The sequence below is a fragment of the Stenotrophomonas sp. S4 genome (assembly GCF_054187805.2).
In genome coordinates, this window is the sequence record NZ_CM196188.1 from 2,704,352 (window position 1) to 2,721,436 (window position 17,085).

General features: G+C 65.7%; 24 protein-coding genes. 6 read left to right on the plus strand and 18 right to left on the minus strand.

Annotated features, from left to right (window positions below):
• Positions 1 to 5: 5 nt before the first annotated feature.
• The 14 genes from ACUZUJ_RS12670 to ACUZUJ_RS12735 form a co-directional block, all read right to left on the minus strand.
• Positions 6 to 422, minus strand: a complete 417-nt coding sequence (locus ACUZUJ_RS12670; protein ID WP_197586733.1) for a Mor transcription activator family protein — start codon at positions 420 to 422, stop codon at positions 6 to 8.
• On the minus strand, positions 422 to 1,012 hold the full coding sequence (locus ACUZUJ_RS12675) for an HI_1489 N-terminal domain-containing protein (protein ID WP_197586732.1): 591 nt from the start codon (positions 1,010 to 1,012) through the stop codon (positions 422 to 424). Before ACUZUJ_RS12675 ends, ACUZUJ_RS12670 begins: the two co-directional genes overlap by 1 nt.
• Positions 1,012 to 1,275, minus strand: a complete 264-nt coding sequence (locus ACUZUJ_RS12680) for a protein kinase family protein (protein ID WP_197586731.1) — start codon at positions 1,273 to 1,275, stop codon at positions 1,012 to 1,014. Before ACUZUJ_RS12680 ends, ACUZUJ_RS12675 begins: the two co-directional genes overlap by 1 nt.
• Positions 1,272 to 1,688: a gp16 family protein gene (locus ACUZUJ_RS12685; RefSeq protein WP_197586730.1), complete on the minus strand. Its 417-nt coding sequence runs from the start codon at positions 1,686 to 1,688 to the stop codon at positions 1,272 to 1,274. Before ACUZUJ_RS12685 ends, ACUZUJ_RS12680 begins: the two co-directional genes overlap by 4 nt.
• Complete coding sequence (locus ACUZUJ_RS12690) at positions 1,685 to 2,137, minus strand: hypothetical protein (RefSeq protein WP_197586729.1); 453 nt, start codon at positions 2,135 to 2,137, stop codon at positions 1,685 to 1,687. Before ACUZUJ_RS12690 ends, ACUZUJ_RS12685 begins: the two co-directional genes overlap by 4 nt.
• Positions 2,124 to 2,417 carry a hypothetical protein gene (locus tag ACUZUJ_RS12695; RefSeq protein ID WP_197586728.1) on the minus strand — a complete coding sequence of 98 codons (294 nt, stop codon included), beginning with the start codon at positions 2,415 to 2,417 and terminating at the stop codon, positions 2,124 to 2,126. Before ACUZUJ_RS12695 ends, ACUZUJ_RS12690 begins: the two co-directional genes overlap by 14 nt.
• Complete coding sequence (locus tag ACUZUJ_RS12700) at positions 2,414 to 3,055, minus strand: DUF3164 family protein (protein ID WP_236251605.1); 642 nt, start codon at positions 3,053 to 3,055, stop codon at positions 2,414 to 2,416. Before ACUZUJ_RS12700 ends, ACUZUJ_RS12695 begins: the two co-directional genes overlap by 4 nt.
• On the minus strand, positions 3,055 to 3,501 hold the full coding sequence (locus ACUZUJ_RS12705; RefSeq protein ID WP_197586727.1) for a hypothetical protein: 447 nt from the start codon (positions 3,499 to 3,501) through the stop codon (positions 3,055 to 3,057). The genes ACUZUJ_RS12700 and ACUZUJ_RS12705 overlap by 1 nt, the downstream gene beginning before the upstream one ends.
• A gap of 10 nt (positions 3,502 to 3,511) precedes the next feature.
• Positions 3,512 to 3,802, minus strand: coding sequence for a Kil protein family (locus ACUZUJ_RS12710; RefSeq protein WP_197586726.1), 291 nt, complete (start codon positions 3,800 to 3,802; stop codon positions 3,512 to 3,514).
• The gene (locus ACUZUJ_RS12715; RefSeq protein ID WP_197586725.1) at positions 3,799 to 3,987 is read right to left on the minus strand and encodes a hypothetical protein; all 189 of its coding nucleotides are present in this window, start codon (positions 3,985 to 3,987) and stop codon (positions 3,799 to 3,801) included. Before ACUZUJ_RS12715 ends, ACUZUJ_RS12710 begins: the two co-directional genes overlap by 4 nt.
• 41 nt (positions 3,988 to 4,028) lie before the next feature.
• Entirely contained in the window at positions 4,029 to 5,255 is a 1,227-nt protein-coding gene (locus ACUZUJ_RS12720) for an AAA family ATPase (RefSeq protein ID WP_510468046.1), read from the minus strand.
• On the minus strand, positions 5,255 to 7,231 hold the full coding sequence (locus tag ACUZUJ_RS12725) for a transposase domain-containing protein (RefSeq protein ID WP_197586723.1): 1,977 nt from the start codon (positions 7,229 to 7,231) through the stop codon (positions 5,255 to 5,257). The genes ACUZUJ_RS12720 and ACUZUJ_RS12725 overlap by 1 nt, the downstream gene beginning before the upstream one ends.
• A gap of 14 nt (positions 7,232 to 7,245) precedes the next feature.
• Positions 7,246 to 7,689: a hypothetical protein gene (locus ACUZUJ_RS12730; RefSeq protein WP_197586722.1), complete on the minus strand. Its 444-nt coding sequence runs from the start codon at positions 7,687 to 7,689 to the stop codon at positions 7,246 to 7,248.
• Between the two features lie 65 nt (positions 7,690 to 7,754).
• Positions 7,755 to 8,105, minus strand: a complete 351-nt coding sequence (locus tag ACUZUJ_RS12735) for a helix-turn-helix domain-containing protein (RefSeq protein WP_197586721.1) — start codon at positions 8,103 to 8,105, stop codon at positions 7,755 to 7,757.
• Between the two features lie 275 nt (positions 8,106 to 8,380).
• On the opposite strand from ACUZUJ_RS12735, the gene ACUZUJ_RS12740 reads away from it, so the two are divergent.
• A complete protein-coding gene (locus tag ACUZUJ_RS12740; RefSeq protein ID WP_197586720.1) occupies positions 8,381 to 8,803 on the plus strand; it encodes a hypothetical protein in 423 nt (140 codons plus the stop codon).
• Between the two features lie 472 nt (positions 8,804 to 9,275).
• Here ACUZUJ_RS12740 and ACUZUJ_RS12745 read toward each other — a convergent pair whose 3' ends face one another.
• Both ACUZUJ_RS12745 and ACUZUJ_RS12750 read right to left on the minus strand, forming a co-directional pair.
• Positions 9,276 to 9,617 carry a DUF3817 domain-containing protein gene (locus ACUZUJ_RS12745; RefSeq protein WP_458220555.1) on the minus strand — a complete coding sequence of 114 codons (342 nt, stop codon included), beginning with the start codon at positions 9,615 to 9,617 and terminating at the stop codon, positions 9,276 to 9,278.
• A 176-nt stretch (positions 9,618 to 9,793) separates the two neighbouring features.
• Positions 9,794 to 10,729, minus strand: a complete 936-nt coding sequence (locus tag ACUZUJ_RS12750; protein WP_101765622.1) for a TIGR03571 family LLM class oxidoreductase — start codon at positions 10,727 to 10,729, stop codon at positions 9,794 to 9,796.
• Between the two features lie 66 nt (positions 10,730 to 10,795).
• On the opposite strand from ACUZUJ_RS12750, the gene ACUZUJ_RS12755 reads away from it, so the two are divergent.
• From ACUZUJ_RS12755 to ACUZUJ_RS12775, 5 genes are all read left to right on the plus strand, one after another.
• The gene (locus tag ACUZUJ_RS12755) at positions 10,796 to 11,275 is read left to right on the plus strand and encodes a GNAT family N-acetyltransferase (protein WP_049444606.1); all 480 of its coding nucleotides are present in this window, start codon (positions 10,796 to 10,798) and stop codon (positions 11,273 to 11,275) included.
• 99 nt (positions 11,276 to 11,374) lie between these two features.
• Positions 11,375 to 12,895: a thioredoxin family protein gene (locus ACUZUJ_RS12760; RefSeq protein ID WP_049444604.1), complete on the plus strand. Its 1,521-nt coding sequence runs from the start codon at positions 11,375 to 11,377 to the stop codon at positions 12,893 to 12,895.
• A 363-nt stretch (positions 12,896 to 13,258) separates the two neighbouring features.
• Positions 13,259 to 13,888, plus strand: a complete 630-nt coding sequence (locus ACUZUJ_RS12765) for a superoxide dismutase (protein ID WP_101765625.1) — start codon at positions 13,259 to 13,261, stop codon at positions 13,886 to 13,888.
• A complete protein-coding gene (locus tag ACUZUJ_RS12770; RefSeq protein WP_101765626.1) occupies positions 13,885 to 14,463 on the plus strand; it encodes a flavin reductase family protein in 579 nt (192 codons plus the stop codon). Before ACUZUJ_RS12765 ends, ACUZUJ_RS12770 begins: the two co-directional genes overlap by 4 nt.
• Complete coding sequence (locus ACUZUJ_RS12775) at positions 14,460 to 14,795, plus strand: tetratricopeptide repeat protein (protein WP_005409958.1); 336 nt, start codon at positions 14,460 to 14,462, stop codon at positions 14,793 to 14,795. Before ACUZUJ_RS12770 ends, ACUZUJ_RS12775 begins: the two co-directional genes overlap by 4 nt.
• A 5-nt stretch (positions 14,796 to 14,800) precedes the next feature.
• Here the strand turns inward: ACUZUJ_RS12775 and ACUZUJ_RS12780 are convergent, their stop codons facing one another.
• On the minus strand, positions 14,801 to 15,949 hold the full coding sequence (locus tag ACUZUJ_RS12780) for a fatty acid desaturase family protein (RefSeq protein WP_197588479.1): 1,149 nt from the start codon (positions 15,947 to 15,949) through the stop codon (positions 14,801 to 14,803).
• Positions 15,950 to 15,960: 11 nt separating this feature from the next.
• The gene (locus ACUZUJ_RS12785) at positions 15,961 to 17,031 is read right to left on the minus strand and encodes a ferredoxin reductase (RefSeq protein ID WP_197622225.1); all 1,071 of its coding nucleotides are present in this window, start codon (positions 17,029 to 17,031) and stop codon (positions 15,961 to 15,963) included.
• Positions 17,032 to 17,085 lie beyond the last annotated feature (54 nt).

The window sequence follows — 17,085 nt, forward strand, 5'->3', positions numbered from 1 at the left end:
TCTCCTTAGAACTCGAAATTCCGCTGCACCTTGGCGAGATGCAGCTGGCGTTGCTGACGGATGATCTCGTAGACCCTGACCTCAGTCAGCCCGTACTCGGTCACCAGCTGCGCAATGTTACCCCGCTTGGCCCTGCGATAGATTTCAGCGTCCCGCAGCGCGTTGCGCAGTCGCATTCCCTGCGGAATGTAGATTTGGCGGCCACCGGCATACTCGGCTTGAGCCAGCATCCCTGCAAGGGCCAGGCGAGTCGCCTGTTCCTCATCCAGGCCTGCGCGGCGGAACGCAGCCTCCATGACCGCGACCAGCGCGACCAGGGTGCCCTCCCACTGCTTTTCGGTCAGATCCAGCGGTGCGGCCGCGATCAGCTCGGCGGCTGCATCGGCGTCCGGTGTTCCGACCCAATCGCGTTGCTCGATCATCAGCGTTCTCCGTACTTCTCGTGCGCCTCTGCGCGCTCGCGCTCGGCGTCGTCGTCGGACATTTGACCCAGCGATACCATCTGGCTGATCCAGGCCAAGCGCTGGTCCAGCCTGGACTCTCCTGCACCGGGATTGACGCGAGCGGTGGTGCCGAGGTGTCGGCCGGCTCTGGCGTTTTCCTCGCGCTCGCGCTCAGCAACCGCATCGGCTTGGTCGGCCAGCCCGAACACAACCGCGCGGAGGTAGCCGTGGGACTCCAGCGGCAGGTTGAGGTTCGGCCGTGCCACAAGCATCTGATCGATGCCGGCGACCCAGTGGCGAACCTGCGCCGGCCGCCGAATTCCTCCGCGCTCGTCCTTACAGACTGTGCCAGCAGCGACCAGGTCGGCGATCTCCTGGGCGAGCTTCACTGCACGCCCCATGCGCAGGCCCTGTTTGGCTGGTTTGAACAGGCCAAGATAAGCCAGCACGGCTCGGCCGAGCTCCGGCGGCATCGGTGCCACGGTGAGCGCGAGACGCTTGCCTTCCTCCTCCAGGAGAAAGGAGTTGATGTGGCCCTGGCAACCACAATCGGGACAGGTCGCTCTCATCAGTGCGTCCGCTGATCCTTCAACGTGAAGATGGGCGGGGCATCCAGGCTACCCAGGGCTCCCTCCAGAAATTCCCTTACATACGCGTCCTCTCGTCCATTGGCGCGCAGCAGTTCGATTCCGACCAGCACAACGCTGGTCAGATACTGAATCACCTGCGGCGGTGGGAGCGTCTTGATGCGCTCGAAGGTTACGCGCAGGGCTTCGCCAGTGGCCTTCTGCCGCTCTTGTTCCCGCTCGGCGTCGGTTTCGGTGTTGCTCATCCTTCTCTCCGGTTGCAGTCGATCTGTAGCGCAGCAATCAGGCTGTGCAGCTGGTCATGCTTGAGGAACTCCAGGCGGTCCACCTGGAACATGCGCAGCGACATTGCATGCGCGTAGCTCCAGGGGCGCCGGGCGCTGGCCAGCAGCGCCTCGACTTTCCGCAGCATCGGCACCTGGTCGGTATCCTTGGGGCGGTCCGGGTGCGGCTTGCCCGGCTTGGCCTTCCAGCCGAGCCGGGTCAACTCAGCCAGCACTGCGTCTCGCTCGCTCGGTGACATCTGCGTGGATGACTGCTTGCCTGTCACTCGCTGCAGGAGTGCGCGATAGCCAGCCTCATCCATGCCGAGCTCCTTCTGCGCAACCTTGATCTTGGCGATCTGTGCGCGGCGCAGCGGGTCGGTTGCAGGCTTCATAGGTGACCCTCCGGCACCCGTGCTGACCATCCAGCGCGGATCAGCTCGATGCTTGCGCAGGTGCGGTTGAGGTGACGGCGCAGGGCAGCTGCCGAAGGCCAGCCGGGATCGTAGATCGTTCCCGTTCCCTGCTTGACCATGGCGGCAGTGCGACGCTTGCCCAGGCTCTTGACCATCCGCGCTTGCTGAGCCCGGCTATAGATGCAGATTTTAGAGGGGCGGTAGAACTTGGCGCCGATGGGACTGCTTTCCTGCATGTACTCCTGTTTTATCTTCCCATCAACGAACACGACAACCGCGTATCGCAGCGTTTTGATCTGCCGTACCTGGATCACCAGCCGGTGTTCATCAGCGATCAGCTCCACGTCACCCCCGTAGGGCGTCGCAAGTGCCTTCTCGACCTGCGCCCACTGTTCTTTGCTCAGCGGTGACTTCTTAGACGCTGACATCGCAAGGCTCCTTGTCGCGGAAGCAAACGAGGCTCGGGGCGCTGATGTGGCGCACCAGCCGCCAAGGGAACACGTCACCACGGGCCTCGATGTAAGCGGCCGCCCGCTGGATGTACCCCATGGCCTCTGGAGAGCGCGGATCATCGGCACAGGTCAGGTCATAGAACGTCAGCCCTTCGATGTCCTGCTGGCGGGCAAACAGCTCGATGTCGGCGCGCACGGTCGCATCGGCCACGGCCAGTGCCAGTTCGGCGAGCGCCGGGGAGACACGGCCGCTCACAGCGACACCGCCGAAAGATCGAGCGTGATGGGCTGATAGGCGCCATCCTTGTCCCGCTGGTACACGCGGACGTAGGACTTGCTGCCCATGACCTGGACAGCTTCACCAATGGCGCGCATGGCTTCTTGCCAGCGCGGATCGTCAATCTCCAAACGCCGCAGCTGCAGCACCTGCCCAGTGCGGATGTTTCCCTGCTGGTCGACACGGAACGCATCATTGATGATGGTGCGGATCTCGGTTCTCGCGCCCTCGGTCCATTCAGCCAGGCACTGGTCGATGAGAGCCTTGGCAGCCAGCAGACGTTCGTCAAACTTGATAGTTTCCTGGAACTGCCGGATTACCTTGTACTGGCCATCGTAGGCCACCAGCGTGACGTTGCCTTTCTTGCCGCCGATGTGGACGCGGTACTGCTCTGCGCTGAGGGATACGAACGCGGCGATGCTGTTGAACGCATGGCGCTTGAAGTCGGCCATCCGCTTGTGCAGATCCTGAGCGCGCTCGGCGAGCTCCTGCACCAGCTCATCGCGCAGCTTGTCGATTTCCTTGATGTGGCTTTCCGGGACCAGGTGGCCCTTCGCGTCCTGGCGATAGCCATCCGGGATTGTGGTTGATTGCATGGGTGGGATTTCCTTGTTCATCAGAGGGTGAGGTGGTTGCGGGCTTCTGCGAGCGCGCCATCGCACTGCATTAGCAGACGCACCAGCGGCGCCGGCAGTCCGGCGGCGCGGGCGTCCAGTGCGGTATCCAGGACATCCTGGGCGATGGCCTCCAGGCGCTGCTCAACAGCCAGCGCACGCGAGATGTTCTGCTGAGGGCTGGTCGGTTCGGGTTCCGGCACTGCTGCATGCGCGGTGCCGGTGGTGCCACGGACCAACCAGAGCATCTGCGGATCGTTGCCCTGGCGCTCGACTTGGTTGCGGTCGATCAGCTCCTCCAAGGTGTCGTCGATGTCCAGCGGACGCGCATCGTGCAAGGTGGTGGCCAGCTGCGCGCGCGTCATGCAGCCGCCTGCCTGGTCGATGGCCTCCAGGATTCGCTGCAGCAGCTGCTGCAGCGACTTGGGGAAGGGAACATGCTTCGTCATGGCGTCTTGCTCAGTGCAGTCCGCCGGTCGAGGTGGACTGGCACACGTCCCACTCCACCTGGCAGCCGTGGAAGGGCGTCGCCATCTTCGTGCGGGTCACCAGCTCGCCCTTGCGCTCGCGGATGTGCTGGGCACCCACCAGCGAGTCGCCGCGCGGGCGGTCAATCACGATCACGGGCCGGGCGCCCGTGATCGAGACGGAACGAGCCGTGAGGCCCTTGTCGGCCAGGGCATTGATGGCCTCCAGTGCGGCGGTCAGCTGATGCTGGATGGCGGTGCGGTTCTTGTCGGTGGTGTTCACGGGAGACGCTCCTGGTTGTCGGTATGGGTCGTTTGAGCGGCACTTGCGATGGCTTCATTGCTCCACTGCAGCAACTGGCCGATGGTCAGCGAATCAAATGGGGTGGCCAGCGCGTAGCAGCGCTGGACGATCAGGCAGCGGGCTGCCAGGGCTTCGGGTGACGCCAGCCTGGCGATGCCGCCCACTGCAGAAACCAGGTCCGCTGTCAGGTGGGAAATAGATGTGGTCACACCATCACGCCCAGTTCTTTGGCGGCGTAGCGGATGGACTCGCAGCAAATCCGCTCGTTCTTCGCCTGGGAGTAGATCGAGGCGAGACGCAGCACCTTGTTCAGGACGCGGAGTGCTCCGGGAAGGTCGGCGATCTGGCGGATCTGATCGCGGCAACCGGCGTCGGCAATGTTCCAGGCATCAATGATCGCGTCGGCGTCACCCTTGACCACTTTGTGAATGACCAGGCGCTTGCCAACCCGGCTATACAGGCGATCCAAGAACGGTGCGCGGTTGCCGCCGGTCATCTGAGTGATGACGCGATCATTACCGCACAACACGAGGCCGATGCTGGTCTGGTTGTTGATGGCCCGTACCATGTCCAAGGCCTGCACGGTCAGGTGCTGTGCTTCGTCCAGGATCAGCAGGCCACTGGTGTTGCGCACCTTCTGGAAGATGGCCCGCTGGATGTAGGCGGCGGTGTTGACCAGGTCGCGCAGGCCCATGACTGCTGCAATTTCCTGCAGGCAGGTAAGCACGCCACCCGTGGCCGGGGTCAGCTCGACGTGCCAGACGTTCGGGCTCACTGCTGCATACCGCTTGTTCGTGACGGTCTTGCCCAGGCCCGCACCGCCAGCGATCACCGCGATGTCGCCTGCCATGTGGGCGTACTGCAGTACGGCGCGCAGCTTCTCGCTGGTCGGAGTGGTGACGAACTCAGGGCCTTCCGGCAGCTTGCCGCTACTGATTCGCTCATCGCGGACATTGAGCCAACCGGCCAGCTTGCGAGCCACGTTTTGCTGGTTGCCAGCGTAAGTGCCGCCCAGGAACTGCGACAGCGTGGCGCTGCTGATGTCCGATTCCTTGGCCAGGCGGGCCTGGCTCAGATTCTTGTCTTCCTCCAGGGTGATACGCAGACGGTCGCGCAGATCGGCGAGCTGCTCCGGGCTCAGTTCTTCAGGGGTGGTTGAGGTGACGGCCAGATTCATCGTGTTGGGTTCCTTGGATTGGTGCGGGTGCAGCGGGGCAACGGGTGGAAGGGGCTGACGTTTGAGCGCGGCGAGCTTCGATCTGCGGCGGGCGATGCCGCCGCCTGCTGCTGTTGCTTTCGGGTTGGTCCGGGTGTCTACGCCGGATCGGAATCGGGCTTGGGCTTGGTGTCGGAGTGGGTGGGAACCTTCATTGCGGATGCGTTGGAGGTAGGCCTGTCGGCGCTGGTAGCCGGTTGCAGGATTGGTCTGCATCAGGCCTCTCCATCAGGCGTGGTCCACAGGCTGTTCCTGCGCTGCTGGGCCTGCATTCGGTCCATCAGGGACACGAACGCGCTTTCGTTGTCGTCGGTGCCAGTGCGCAGGCGCTCGGTCGGTTCGGCTTCCTGCAGGCGCGGCGACTGGCGACGGCCGAACAGCGGGGCGACCACGCCTGCGGGCGGCAGCGACTCGGGCATCGGTGCGGGGAGCTGGTTGGCAACGCTGGCCGCTTCCATCCGGCGCTCAGCATCCAACTGCTTGCGGGCGGCCTGGCGATACTGCTTTTTGGCCCTGGCGTGTTCCCGAGCCGCGCCGGTATCGGCGAAGCCCACAGCGGCGATGCAGTCCAGTTGGCCGATGTAGACGTTGGCCAGCGTGTACGCATGCACAGCCTGGTGCAGATGCTCCGGATCAAAGCGGAGCATCACCTTCTGGCCTGCAAACGGGGCGATTGCATCGCTCCAGTAGCGGTTGCCGGACAGGCGCACGCTGCTATCACGGCGGTCACAGGTGACCACGTCCGTGGACAGGAGCATTTCCCGCAACTGCTCAGGCGATGCCTTGCGGATCGTGGCCTGTGCATAGCTGGCCTCAAAGGCGACATCAAAGCTGCGACCTGCAGCCGTGCGCGTGCGCCGGCCTTCGCGGGCGTTGTGAGCTGCAATTTCCTCATTGAGGACACGCACGAACTCATCCAGCGGAATGGCCTTGCTGCCGTAGTTCTCCGGCTTCGCGTCGGGCTTGTTGCCGGTGTAGGCGCCGGCAAATGCCGGATGCTTGGCAATCCTGTCACAGAGGTCGCGCCACGCACGCTCGATGGGCTTGGCCTGGCCGTGGTATGGGGTTGCCCAGTGGATCTCGCACCCCATCGCCGTCAACAGGCCGGTCGGATCGTCCTCTTTCACCTTGAAGCGGAAGCGGTTCGCAGTGCCGCCAGTCAGCATCTTGGAGGCGAAGCCGCGACCGTTGTCCAGCCAGACTTTGCCGGGAATGCCATAGCGCTCGATCACGTCACGGAACGCGAAGCGTGCAAGGTCCGAGGATTCGGTTTCGGCGATGCGGTAGCCAAGCAGCTTGCCGCTGTAGAGATCCTGGACGCCCACCATGATGGGGCGCGCAACCGTGCCGTCCGGCCAACGTGCGAACACGTCGAACTTGTGGCCGTCGCTGTTCACCGCCTCCAGGGCGTGGAACACGCTACGGTCGCGCTCCTGAGCCGGGAACGTTTGGTTGAATCGCTCCTGGCCCTCGCGGGCCAGCACCAGCACGGCGCGGGGCAGTTCTGCCTCAACACGGCGGGTAAACGTCTTGGCACAGGGCAATGCTGGCCAGTCCTTGGTGACGGCGATGCGCTGCAGGCGGTCATAGCAGCTCTGTGCGCTGGGGGCCTCGACGCGCAGATAGTCCGCCTTGAACAGGTCCCAGGCCTCGGCATGGATCTCAGCCTTCGCCTTGGTCGCGGCATACGCTGGCACCAGCAGCGCCAAGCGGTGCTGCCTCTCCGCGTTGGCGACCAGTGCCGCCCAGCGGCCCAGGCTGGCCACGCTCACGCCGCCGGCCTGGTCGCGCTGCATCTGAGTGGCGACGATCTGGCGCGCGGCCATCAAGGGATGACCCGCTGCCTGCAGCGCCTCAACCGCTTGCAGGGCGCGCAGGCGGCGCGCGGCTTCGTCTTTCAGATGCTGCGGCACGGCTTCGTAGCGCTTCCATGCGGACGCGATGGAATCGACGTTGGCCTGGCGAACCACCACAGCGCGCTGCGGGTTTTCACTGACCTGGCCGGCGATCACAACTGCGGCCTGTACGTCCGGCGGCAGCGCATCAACGGAATACAGGCGGCGACGGCCACCCCGAGTCGCCTTTTCCTCGAACGCCCAGTTCTCGCGCTTGGCGCGGATCTCGACGGCTCGCTTGGTCTTGCCCAGGCTGCTGGCCAGGGTGGCCAGATCCAGCATCGAGCGTGTGGGCATGTTGCCGTCCGCCATCAGGAGGCCCTCGCGCTCAGGCGATGCAGCTGGCGCAGGCGCTGGTTGGCAACGACTCGCTCACGGTGGGCGCGGCCGATTTCCACGTCCAGGGTTTCGGCGCCGAGCAGCAGCTGACCACCAATGACCTGGGCCTGCCACTCAGCCAGCAACGTCCCGCCGCAGATCACCTCCAGCACAGGGGCAACCCACAGGGGAATGTTGAATGTCCCCCGGCTGGGCGCGGTGTACCCGTCGAGCATCGCCTTGGAGACGTTCTGGCCGGTCAGGCGGCTGGCGCGGGCGGCTACTTCGTGCCGGTCCAGGCCTGCAGCGTGCGCTGCCTCCAGCATCTGGCCGACCAGCACGCTGACGGACTTGCGGTAGTCCATGGTGCCGTTGACCTGGGCCGACGGGCGTGGGGTCAAAAAGAAGTCATAGGGTTGGCTGGGCTGACGATTCATCCTTGCGTCTCCTGCTCGGTGGGGGCGCCTGTGCGCCTGGGGGAAGCGGTAGATAGAGGCGCTATTCATTGCGGGGCGCCAATTTGTGGATTGCGGCCTGTCCGCAGGCTGCTAGGCTTTGCACCAGGGGGTAGCAGCGGTTTGCGACCCCCTGGGCCACGGTTCGGCTTACCGTCGGCGCCGTACCGACTGGGCCAGATGGCCTGGGGTTCCATTCCGAGTGCCTCTGCAATCAGAGCCTCGGCTTGGGGGTACGGCCGACGGAGAGCGGGATTCAGGCTCGCCCCGTTGGTGTAGCCATTCAGTAGCGCGATCTGCCGCAGAGAGATTTCCTTGCGATGCAGCGCCGCTACGATGTCGGCGGCATGCCAGTCCTTAGCGGGACTGGCTTTTCTCGGGGTATTCGTTGCTGACATTTCGTACCTGTCATTTGAGCGATGACTACGGGGCAGATGCTAAACCCATTTGGGTGCTTGTCAACACCCAAACGTGTTTCGCACTTGGTCAGTGACGACACAAATGGGTGTTTTCGGGATTCTGTCTTTATGAAACAAATACTTATGGGAAGTGCGAAACGATGAATCACGCAGAAAACTTGATTCGCACTTCCAGCGAGGAAAGAGCGAAACCCGAATGGGTGTCGATAGGCGCGCGACTGGCAACCGTTCGGGGGTCGAGGACTCAGGGGGAGATGGCCACCCTGATTGGGGTGTCGAAGAACACCTATGGCCGCTTCGAGCGCGGCCTGAGAGAGATTGGAGCGGAGTGCCTGGGGGTCTTGGTCCAGCAGGGCTGGAACGCCAATTGGCTGCTGACAGGCTCAGGCGATGAGCGACTGGATGCAGGCGCGATTCCGCGTCAAAACAATGACTTGCGGCAGTCTCAGGTAGTGAGCCAGTCGTCTGTGAAGATCGCCGCGCAACTGCTCCAGGAGGCGCTTGATGACGCGGATGCTGTGCTGGCCCCGGCCCAGTACGGCGAGGCGCTTGTTCTGCTGGCGCAGCTGCTGGAAAAGGGACTGCCGGAAGCGGACGTAAGACCGTTTGCCAAGCAGACAGTCGGGATGATCGGAACAGGGGCTAAGGATGCAGGAGCAGCGGCAGCTGGTAAGTAGGTTGAGGGCAATTCTGCAGGACGCTGTGCCTCGGAATCATTGGGAGACAAGGCTTTCGGACCCTGCGCCGGCAATGCCAGTGCATCTGCGCCGCGCTCGCGCACGCTATGAAATTCAGGATCTCGCTGCTCGTTATGGGTGGCAGCGGGAGGTTGAGAGGGATCTGTTCCGCCTGGGGGCTCCATCCCTCAAGTACCTCAGCCAGGAGCAGCTCGATCAGGTGCTGGTCAGGCTGAGAGGCCTGGAGGATTGCCTGCAGAACACATGCGATCCGCCAGACGGGCCGCCAGCCCGTTGAAGCCCCTTTGAACGCAAGTCAAACGGCCGCCAGTGATGGCGGCCGTTTCGCATTTCTGATGTCCAAATGGCTCAGGCTGGGCGCATTTCGCAAACCGAGCTCTATCTATCGATAGAGGCCACTCAACGAGCAGAACGCTTGGGGCGCGGGGCTTTCGTCCCATTTCATCCCGTTTCATCCCGTTTTTTCCCCTTTCTCAATCTCTAAGTCCCCCAACAGCAGGCCCAACAGGCCACGGCGCTTGAACCACCACTCCAGCGGCAGCGTCACCAGCGGGGGGATCGCCGCCAGCAGCGCCAGGGCACTGGCCCACCACGGCCAGCGCAGGCGCATCGCCGCGAACAGGGTGACCGCCACGTAGACCAGGAAGGCCACGCCGTGCAGCGGCCCGAACAGCTTGACCAGTGCCACGTTGGCCATCGGGCCGTACTTCATCCACATGCCGATGAGCAGGCCGGCCCAGGTCACGGCCTCGATGAAAGCGACCGCCGCGAACAGGCGTCCGGTCGGGTGCATGGGGGAACGTTGGGTCACGCGGGGCTCCGGCATCGGGTATCAAATGCGAATGATACGCAGATGCGCGATCCCTGTAGAGTCGAGCCATGCTCGACTGCCTATGCCTCGGCAGCTGAAGGAGAGCATCAGCAGTTCAGCGAGCGCAACGGCAAGAGCGTGTCCACCAAGGTGGACACCTACCGGAGCATATGCGGCAGAACCTGCTCGCCGATCTCGCGCAGCACTTCATCCATCGGCCGCCCGTTGTCGACCAGATTGAACATCACATGTGCCACGCCCTGCGCATGTACGCGCAGCAGGTAGTCACGCAGGCCATCGCGGCCCACCTTCAGGCCCAGCGGCAGCGGCTCGGCCGGCGCCTGCGGATCGGCCTGCAGGTCCAGCAGCATCGACTGCACGAACGGCTTGCCTGGCCCACCGCGCTGCACCAGCGCCTGCTGCCACAGGCCGATCCGTCCCTCCTGCGCAGCTTCCTCGCGGTGATAGGTGGCCCAGCCCTCGGCTTCGCGCGCGATCCACTGCAGGCTCTGCCGTGCCGTGCCCACCACCAGCATCGGGATGCGCGTGGCCGGCGCGGGCAGCACATCGAAGCCGCCGGTCGCCTCCAGCACGGTCGCCCGTTCGTTCGTATCGGGGGACAGCGCCGCGCGCAGCAACGACCAACGCTCACGGAAGGTCGCCGCCCTGCCCTCCAGGTCCTCGCCGAACGCGGCGAACTCCTCTGGGCGGTCACCCGAACCCAGGCCCAGCACGAAGCGCCCATCACTGATCCGGTCCAGGCTCAGTGCCGACTTCGCCACCTGCAACGGCTGGCGCAACGGCAGCACGATCGCTGCGCTGCCGACCACGATGCGCCCGGTCGCGGCCGCCAGCATGCCCAGCCACAGGAACGGATCGTCCAGTGCACTCGCTGTCGCGTCTGGTCCCTGTGGGACCATCAGCGGCACGTCGCGCGTCCACAACGCGGCGAAGCCAAGATCGTCGGCCAGCCGTGCGATGCGCCGCGCCTCGCGCGGATCGGCCAGCCCGTGCGCCGCAACGGGCGTCATCAGGCCCAGGCTCAGTCCCTGTTGCGGAAACAACGATGCGTAGGCGGGATTGAATTCACTCATGCCACCAGCTTAGCGTGCAGGTACCCGGCGACGATGACACGCCACACACCACAGGAAGAACGCTGCATGCCGAAGATCCGCCCCGCTCATGTCGATGACCTGCCTGCGATCAGTGCGGTGTGCCTGGCCGCGTTCAACGAGGCAGTGGCACCGTCGCTCGGCGCGGCCGGCATCGCCACCTTCGGCAGTGTCGCTGCAGCCGATGCGTTCGCCGCGCGCCTGCAGGGTGACAACCACATCCTGGTGGCCGAGCAGGATGCGCGCGTGGTCGGCGTGGTCGAACTGAAGGAGGGCCGGCACCTGGCGATGCTGTTCGTCGATCCCGCCTGCCAGGGCCAAGGCATCGGCCATGCGCTGTTCGAGGCGGTGCTGCCGCAGGTGCGCGAACCGGTGCTGACCGTGCGTGCCTCGCTCAATGCGGTGCCGACCTACCTGCGCTATGGCTTCGTGCTGGATGGCGAGGTCGGCGAGTTCAACGGGCTGGTATACCAGCAGATGGTGCGGGCGGCGCCGCCTTCGGCAGGGGCGGATCCTGGTCCGCACTGAGCTCCGGCCCACATGCCCTGCAACATGCCCGATATAAGCAAACTGAATCAGCACCTGCGCCGGCCGTTCCTACAATGGCCTGTCACCCTGCCCTTCGAGATGCTGCCGATGCGCGTCGCGCTTTCCGTGTTGCTGCTGGCTTCGGCGCTGAGCGCCTGCACCCCGGCCCCGGTTTCCACCGCCAGTTCCGCCGAGGCGCCCGCGCCGGCCAGCTCCATCGCCTGGCGCCAGGGGGACGTCGACGATGCCTTCGCCGAGGCCGCCGACAGCGGCAAGCCGGTGCTGCTGTACTGGGGCGCGGTCTGGTGCCCGCCGTGCAACCAGCTCAAGGCCGGCCTGTTCAAGGATCCGGCGTTCATCGCGCTGACCAGCAAGTTCGTGCCTGTCTACCTGGATGGCGACGAGGAAGGTGCGCAGGCCTGGGGCGAGCGCTTCGGCGTGCGCGGCTACCCGACGCTGATCGTGCTGGACCCGCAACGCAACGAAATCACCCGCGTCGCCGGTGGCAATGACGCCGCCGAACTGACCCGGGCCCTGACCGTGGCCGCGGGCCGCCGCAGTGCTGTTGCTGCCACCCTGGCCACCGCGTTGGCAACGCCGGACCGACTGGCCGCCGAAGACTGGCAGGTGCTGGGCGACTACGGCTGGGAGGTCGACGCCAACCGCCTGGCCGGCGAGCGCAACAGCCAGGACGTGCTGCGCCAACTGTCCAAGGCCGCACCCGACGCCGCCCTGCAGCGCCGTTTCGCGCTGCTGGCCCTGGCTACAGCCGAAAAGCCCGATGCCTCACCCACCGAAGTGCGCGAGGTGCTGCAGGCCGTGCTGGCGCAACCCGCCGAAGTCCGTCGCAACCGCGAGCTGCTGGGCTATGCCGGCGCCAAGCTCGTAAAGCGGGCCAGCGCGGGCCCGGCCACGTCCAACACGCTGGGGCAGCAGCTGCTGGTTGCACTGGAGCGGGCAGATGCCGAACGCGGCGACCGCGCCGACGATGCGTTGTCGCGCGCGCTGACCGAAGTCTCGCTGGCCCGCCAGCAGCAACCGAAGGGCGCGTTGCCGGCAGCACTCGTGGACCGGGTCAAGCAGCGCGTGGCCGCGGCCGATGCCGCCGCCACCGATGCGCATGCACGCCAGGCCACGATCAGCAGCGCGGTGTACGCATTGCGCGAGGTCGGTGACGACGCCGGTGCCGAGGCCCTGCTACTGGCCGAACTGAAGCGCAGCGAGCAGCCGTACTACTACATGCCCGAGCTGGCCGAACTGGCCGAGCAGCGTGGCGACACCGCCGGGGCGCTGGAGTGGTTGAAGCGTGCCTACGATGGCGCGCAGGGCCCCGCGACGCGCGTGCAGTGGGGCGTGCTGTACGTGGAGGGCCTGCTCAGGCTGGCGCCGGACGATGCGCCGCGCATCGAGCAGGCCACGTCCTCGCTGATCGCCGAACTGGAAGCACAGCCTTCGGGCTACCACCAGCGCACCCGCCAGCGCTTCGAGCGCCTGGCCGCGCAGTTGAAGGCGTGGAGCAGCAAGCACCAGGGCGCGGAGACGCTCGCGCGGTTGCAGCAGCGGATGCAGCAGGCCTGCGGCGAGCAGGTGGATGGCGCGTGCAAGGAGTGGTTGAGTTGATGAAAGCGCTGGCGGCTGGTTCGCCGGCCGGCGCTTTTGTTGATATCGGTTGTGGCGGGGGGAGCGCATCAGCGCGCCGGTGAGGGTGCGGAAAGCGGGTTCTGGTAGTGCCGGCCGCTGGCCGGCAACCCGACCTTCGTTGATTGCCGGCCAGCGGCCGGCACTACCATTCCGCTCCTGCTCCTGCCTTTGATTCCGTCTCCACACCAGCGCAGGGAGCTTTCCTGCAGGGGCTGATGGGAAGAATCAAGGCGATAAACGCGCACGCATTTCAATCCCGCCTCTTGACCTCAACCAATGTTGAGGTGCGATAACGATCTCCGCACGGCCAACCCCCTGGCCTTCCCCACGGAGATTGCTTCGATGTCGTACTCGCTTCCCCCGCTCCCCTACGCCTATGACGCCCTCGAGCCGCATTTCGATGCGCGCACGATGGAAATCCATCACAGCAAGCACCACCAGACCTACGTCAACAACCTCAATGCCGCCATCGAGCAGGCCGGCATCGCCGAACAACCGGTCGAGGCGCTGATCGCCAACCTCGATGCCGTGCCCGAGGCGCAGCGCGGCGCGGTCCGCAACAACGGCGGCGGCCACGCCAACCACAGCCTGTTCTGGACCGTGCTCAGCACCAACGGCGGCGCGCCCGATGACGAGCTGGCCGCGGCCATTGATCGTGACCTCGGCGGTTTCGATGCCTTCAAGGACGCCTTCACCAAGGCTGCGCAGACCCGTTTCGGCAGTGGCTGGGCCTGGCTGACCAGCGATCGTGATGGCGGCCTGCAGGTGGAAAGCAGTGCCAACCAGGACAGCCCGCTGATGGGTGCAGCCGTCGGCCTGTCCGGCAATACCCCGATCCTCGCACTGGACGTCTGGGAGCACGCCTACTACCTGCACTACCAGAACCGTCGCCCGGACTACATCGGCGCCTTCTTCAACATCATCAACTGGGCCGAGGTCGGCCGGCGCTACCGCCAGGCCCGGGCCTCATGAGCGGCGAGACACTGCCGTACGCCGGGCCGTGGGCGGGGGTCTTCCCCGCTCCGGCCCCGGTGCCGTCGGTCGAGATGCCGCCGCGTGCATTGCGGCGGCTGCTCGGCCATTTCCCGACCGGCGTCGCCATCGTCTGCGCACGCGATGCGCAGGGAAAACCGGTCGGCCTGACCATCAACTCGTTCGTGCCGGTGTCGCTGCAGCCGCCGCTGGTGTTGTGGAACCTGGCGCTGCACGCGCAGAGCCTGTCCACCTTCCAGCGCGCCACCCGCTTTGCGATCAGCGTGCTGGCGGCCGACCAGGAAGCACTGGCACGGCGCTTCGCCGATCCGCAGGTACGCAACCGCTTCGACGATCTGCCACTGCTGGACGACGACGAAGACGCACCACCGCGCATCGCCGGTGCGGTGGCCCATCTCACCTGTACCCGCCACGCGCAGTGGCCGGTGGGTGATCACCTGCTGCTGGCCGGTCGCATCATCGAGGTACACGAGAACGGCGGTGCGCCGCTGCTGTTCCATCGCGGCCGTTTCCAGCCCGGACCGGCCGAACTGCTGGTGGAGGTGCGCGGATGAACATCGAGGCTCTGGAATGCATGCTCGCCGCCGGCAAGGACGGCGCGCTGCTGCGCTTCGGCCTGGGCAAAGGCTGGCTGGATGCCGGCAACCCGGTGCGTGCGGCGACCCATCTTGGCCGTTGCGTGGTGCTTGATCCGCAGTATTCAGCGGCGTGGAAGCTGCTCGGCAAGGCCTGGCTGGCCAGTGGCCAGCCGCAGGCCGCGCGCGAAGCATGGCAGCGCGGGCTGAGCGTGGCCGGCAGCAAGGGCGACCAGCAGGCACGCAAGGAAATGCAGGTGTTCCTGCGACGCCTGGACCGCGAGCAGGCGGACCTGGCGAAAGCGGGCTGAGTCGATCAGCCCGCGTTGGCCGGTGCCGGTGCGGACATGATGTCCGACATTGGCAGGCGGCGCGGCTTGCTCGGGAATGCGTGGCGCAGGATGCGCCAGACCACCTGGCCGAACTGGCGCGGCAGCGAACCGTTGTTGTAGTGCTGGCCGTAGCGGCGGCAGATGTCCTTCACTTCCTTGGCGATGGCCGCATAGCGGTTGGCCGGCAGGTCCGGATAGAAGTGGTGCTCGATCTGGTGGCTGAGGTTGCCCGACAGCACGTTGATCAGGAAGCCGCCGCTGATGTTGGACGAACCGCGCAGCTGGCGCAGGTACCAGTGGCCGCGCGATTCATTGCGCAGGCATTCCTTCGGGAAGGTTTCCGATTCGGCGGTGAAGTGGCCGCAGAAGATGATCACGTAGGTCCAGATGTTGCGCAGGCCGTTGGCAACCAGGTTCCCCAGCATCACGGTGAGGAAGAACGGGCCGGCCAGCAGCGGGAAGAACACGTAGTCCTTCAGCACCTGGCGCAGCATCTTGCGCGCCACCGGGCGGGTCTGCAGCCACATCGCACGGGCACTCATGCGGCCCTTCAGCCAGCGGCCCAGGCGCAGGTCCTGCGCGGCCACGCCCCACTGGAACAGCAGTGCGAAGATCGGCGCGATGATCGGCTGCAGCAGGTAGAACGGCTTCCAGCGCTGCTCCGGGAAGATCCGCAGCAGGCCGTAGCCGATGTCATCGTCCATGCCACGCACGTTGGTGTAGGTGTGGTGGCGGAAATTGTGGGTCTTGCGCCAGTTGTCGGCGGTGGCAACGATGTCCCACTCGTAGGTATTGCCGTTGAGCTTGGGGTCGCCGGTCCAGTCGAACTGGCCATGCATGACGTTGTGGCCCAGCTCCATGTTCTCCAGGATCTTCGACAGCGCCAGCAGCAGCGTGCCGGTGATCGCGGCCGGCCACAGCAGCGGCATCCAGAACAGCGGCGAAAACGCCGCCAGGAACAGCAGGCCGCGCCCCCCCACGCCGAACCAGCGCACGGCAGCGGCCACGCGGCGGATGTAGCGGGTATCGGAGGCGCCGAGGCTGCCGATCACACGGTCGCGGATCGCGTCGAGTTCCTCACCGAAGGCATGCATCTCGGCAGTACTCAGGGCACGGTCGGTAGCGCGGGTCATGGCAGGCGTCCTCAGAGATCCAGGGTCAGGTCGGTGGTCGGTGCGCTCACGCAGATCCGCACCGGCTGTGCCGATTCGGACTGCAGGTCGCCGGTACGCAGGTGGCGGGTGGCGCCACTGACGCGGTCACAGCTGCAGGTGTTGCAGATGCCCATGCGGCAGCCATGCTTGGGCTTGATGCCATGGGCTTCCAGGCTTTCCAGCAACGAGCTGCCACGCGGCACGCTCAGCTGGCGGCCACTGCGCGCCAGCGTCAGCACCACCTCCCCTTCACTGCTGGCGTCACGCAGCGGTGCCGGCGGAGTGAACGCTTCTGCCTGGAAACCGGCGACCTGGTGCGCCAGGCGTTCGCGCGCGGCGGCAACGAATCCATCCGGGCCACAGGCCAGTACATGGCGCTGCGCCAGCGGGGTGTCATCGCCGGCCACCTGCAGGTCGTGGGCATCGATGCGTGCGGCGGGTACATCGCCTTCGCGGGTGGTCAGCAGGTGCACACGCAGGTTCGGCTGGCTGGCGGCCAATGCCTGCAGCTCATCACGGAACTGCAGGTGGGCAGCGCTGCGCTCCCAGTAGAACAGATCCACCGGGGCGGCCAGCGGGCGTTGGCAGGCTTCGCGCAACAGGCTGCGCATCGGCGTGATGCCACTGCCGGCCGCCAGCAGCAGCACCGGCGCCGCGGCCGGCATATGGAATTCACCGAAGGCGGCATCGAGGCGGAACAGCTCGCCCGGCTGCGCATGGTTGACCAGGTGCTGGCTGACCCGGCCGCCGTCGACCGCCTTGACGGTGATCGCCAGCTCGCGCGGGCCAAGTGCGGTGGGGCTGTAGCTGCGCTGCCACAGGCGTCCTTCAATCTCCACGCCCAGGGTGACGTGCTGGCCGGCGCGCATGCCGGCCCAGTGCCGGTTGGTGCGCAGGACCAGGGTTGCCGCGCCCTCGCCGGCCGGCTCGCGGCGGACCAGGCGGGCCACAGGCTCGCGCAGGGTCCACAGGGGATTGAGCTGGCCCGCCCAGAAATCGAACAGCGACGGCGAGACCCAGCGGTAAGGAGAGAACAGGGACGGACGGACGACAGCGCTCATGGGCGAACTATACGGGCGCACATACACCTGTGTATACATGTGTATATTGAACCG

Coding starts and splice junctions, on each gene's coding strand:
- ACUZUJ_RS12690 (WP_197586729.1), bottom strand. CDS start 2,137: ATGTCAGCGTCTAAGAAGTCACCGCTGAGCAAAGAACAGTGGGCGCAG.
- ACUZUJ_RS12685 (WP_197586730.1), bottom strand. CDS start 1,688: ATGAAGCCTGCAACCGACCCGCTGCGCCGCGCACAGATCGCCAAGATC.
- ACUZUJ_RS12760 (WP_049444604.1), top strand. CDS start 11,375: ATGCTGCCGATGCGCGTCGCGCTTTCCGTGTTGCTGCTGGCTTCGGCG.
- ACUZUJ_RS12735 (WP_197586721.1), bottom strand. CDS start 8,105: ATGTCAGCAACGAATACCCCGAGAAAAGCCAGTCCCGCTAAGGACTGG.
- ACUZUJ_RS12780 (WP_197588479.1), bottom strand. CDS start 15,949: ATGACCCGCGCTACCGACCGTGCCCTGAGTACTGCCGAGATGCATGCC.
- ACUZUJ_RS12700 (WP_236251605.1), bottom strand. CDS start 3,055: ATGAACAAGGAAATCCCACCCATGCAATCAACCACAATCCCGGATGGC.
- ACUZUJ_RS12705 (WP_197586727.1), bottom strand. CDS start 3,501: ATGACGAAGCATGTTCCCTTCCCCAAGTCGCTGCAGCAGCTGCTGCAG.
- ACUZUJ_RS12740 (WP_197586720.1), top strand. CDS start 8,381: ATGGCCACCCTGATTGGGGTGTCGAAGAACACCTATGGCCGCTTCGAG.
- ACUZUJ_RS12745 (WP_458220555.1), bottom strand. CDS start 9,617: ATGCACCCGACCGGACGCCTGTTCGCGGCGGTCGCTTTCATCGAGGCC.
- ACUZUJ_RS12680 (WP_197586731.1), bottom strand. CDS start 1,275: ATGAGCAACACCGAAACCGACGCCGAGCGGGAACAAGAGCGGCAGAAG.
- ACUZUJ_RS12725 (WP_197586723.1), bottom strand. CDS start 7,231: ATGCCCACACGCTCGATGCTGGATCTGGCCACCCTGGCCAGCAGCCTG.
- ACUZUJ_RS12730 (WP_197586722.1), bottom strand. CDS start 7,689: ATGAATCGTCAGCCCAGCCAACCCTATGACTTCTTTTTGACCCCACGC.
- ACUZUJ_RS12720 (WP_510468046.1), bottom strand. CDS start 5,255: ATGCAGACCAATCCTGCAACCGGCTACCAGCGCCGACAGGCCTACCTC.
- ACUZUJ_RS12670 (WP_197586733.1), bottom strand. CDS start 422: ATGATCGAGCAACGCGATTGGGTCGGAACACCGGACGCCGATGCAGCC.
- ACUZUJ_RS12770 (WP_101765626.1), top strand. CDS start 13,885: ATGAGCGGCGAGACACTGCCGTACGCCGGGCCGTGGGCGGGGGTCTTC.
- ACUZUJ_RS12785 (WP_197622225.1), bottom strand. CDS start 17,031: ATGAGCGCTGTCGTCCGTCCGTCCCTGTTCTCTCCTTACCGCTGGGTC.
- ACUZUJ_RS12750 (WP_101765622.1), bottom strand. CDS start 10,729: ATGAGTGAATTCAATCCCGCCTACGCATCGTTGTTTCCGCAACAGGGA.
- ACUZUJ_RS12775 (WP_005409958.1), top strand. CDS start 14,460: ATGAACATCGAGGCTCTGGAATGCATGCTCGCCGCCGGCAAGGACGGC.
- ACUZUJ_RS12675 (WP_197586732.1), bottom strand. CDS start 1,012: ATGAGAGCGACCTGTCCCGATTGTGGTTGCCAGGGCCACATCAACTCC.
- ACUZUJ_RS12765 (WP_101765625.1), top strand. CDS start 13,259: ATGTCGTACTCGCTTCCCCCGCTCCCCTACGCCTATGACGCCCTCGAG.
- ACUZUJ_RS12755 (WP_049444606.1), top strand. CDS start 10,796: ATGCCGAAGATCCGCCCCGCTCATGTCGATGACCTGCCTGCGATCAGT.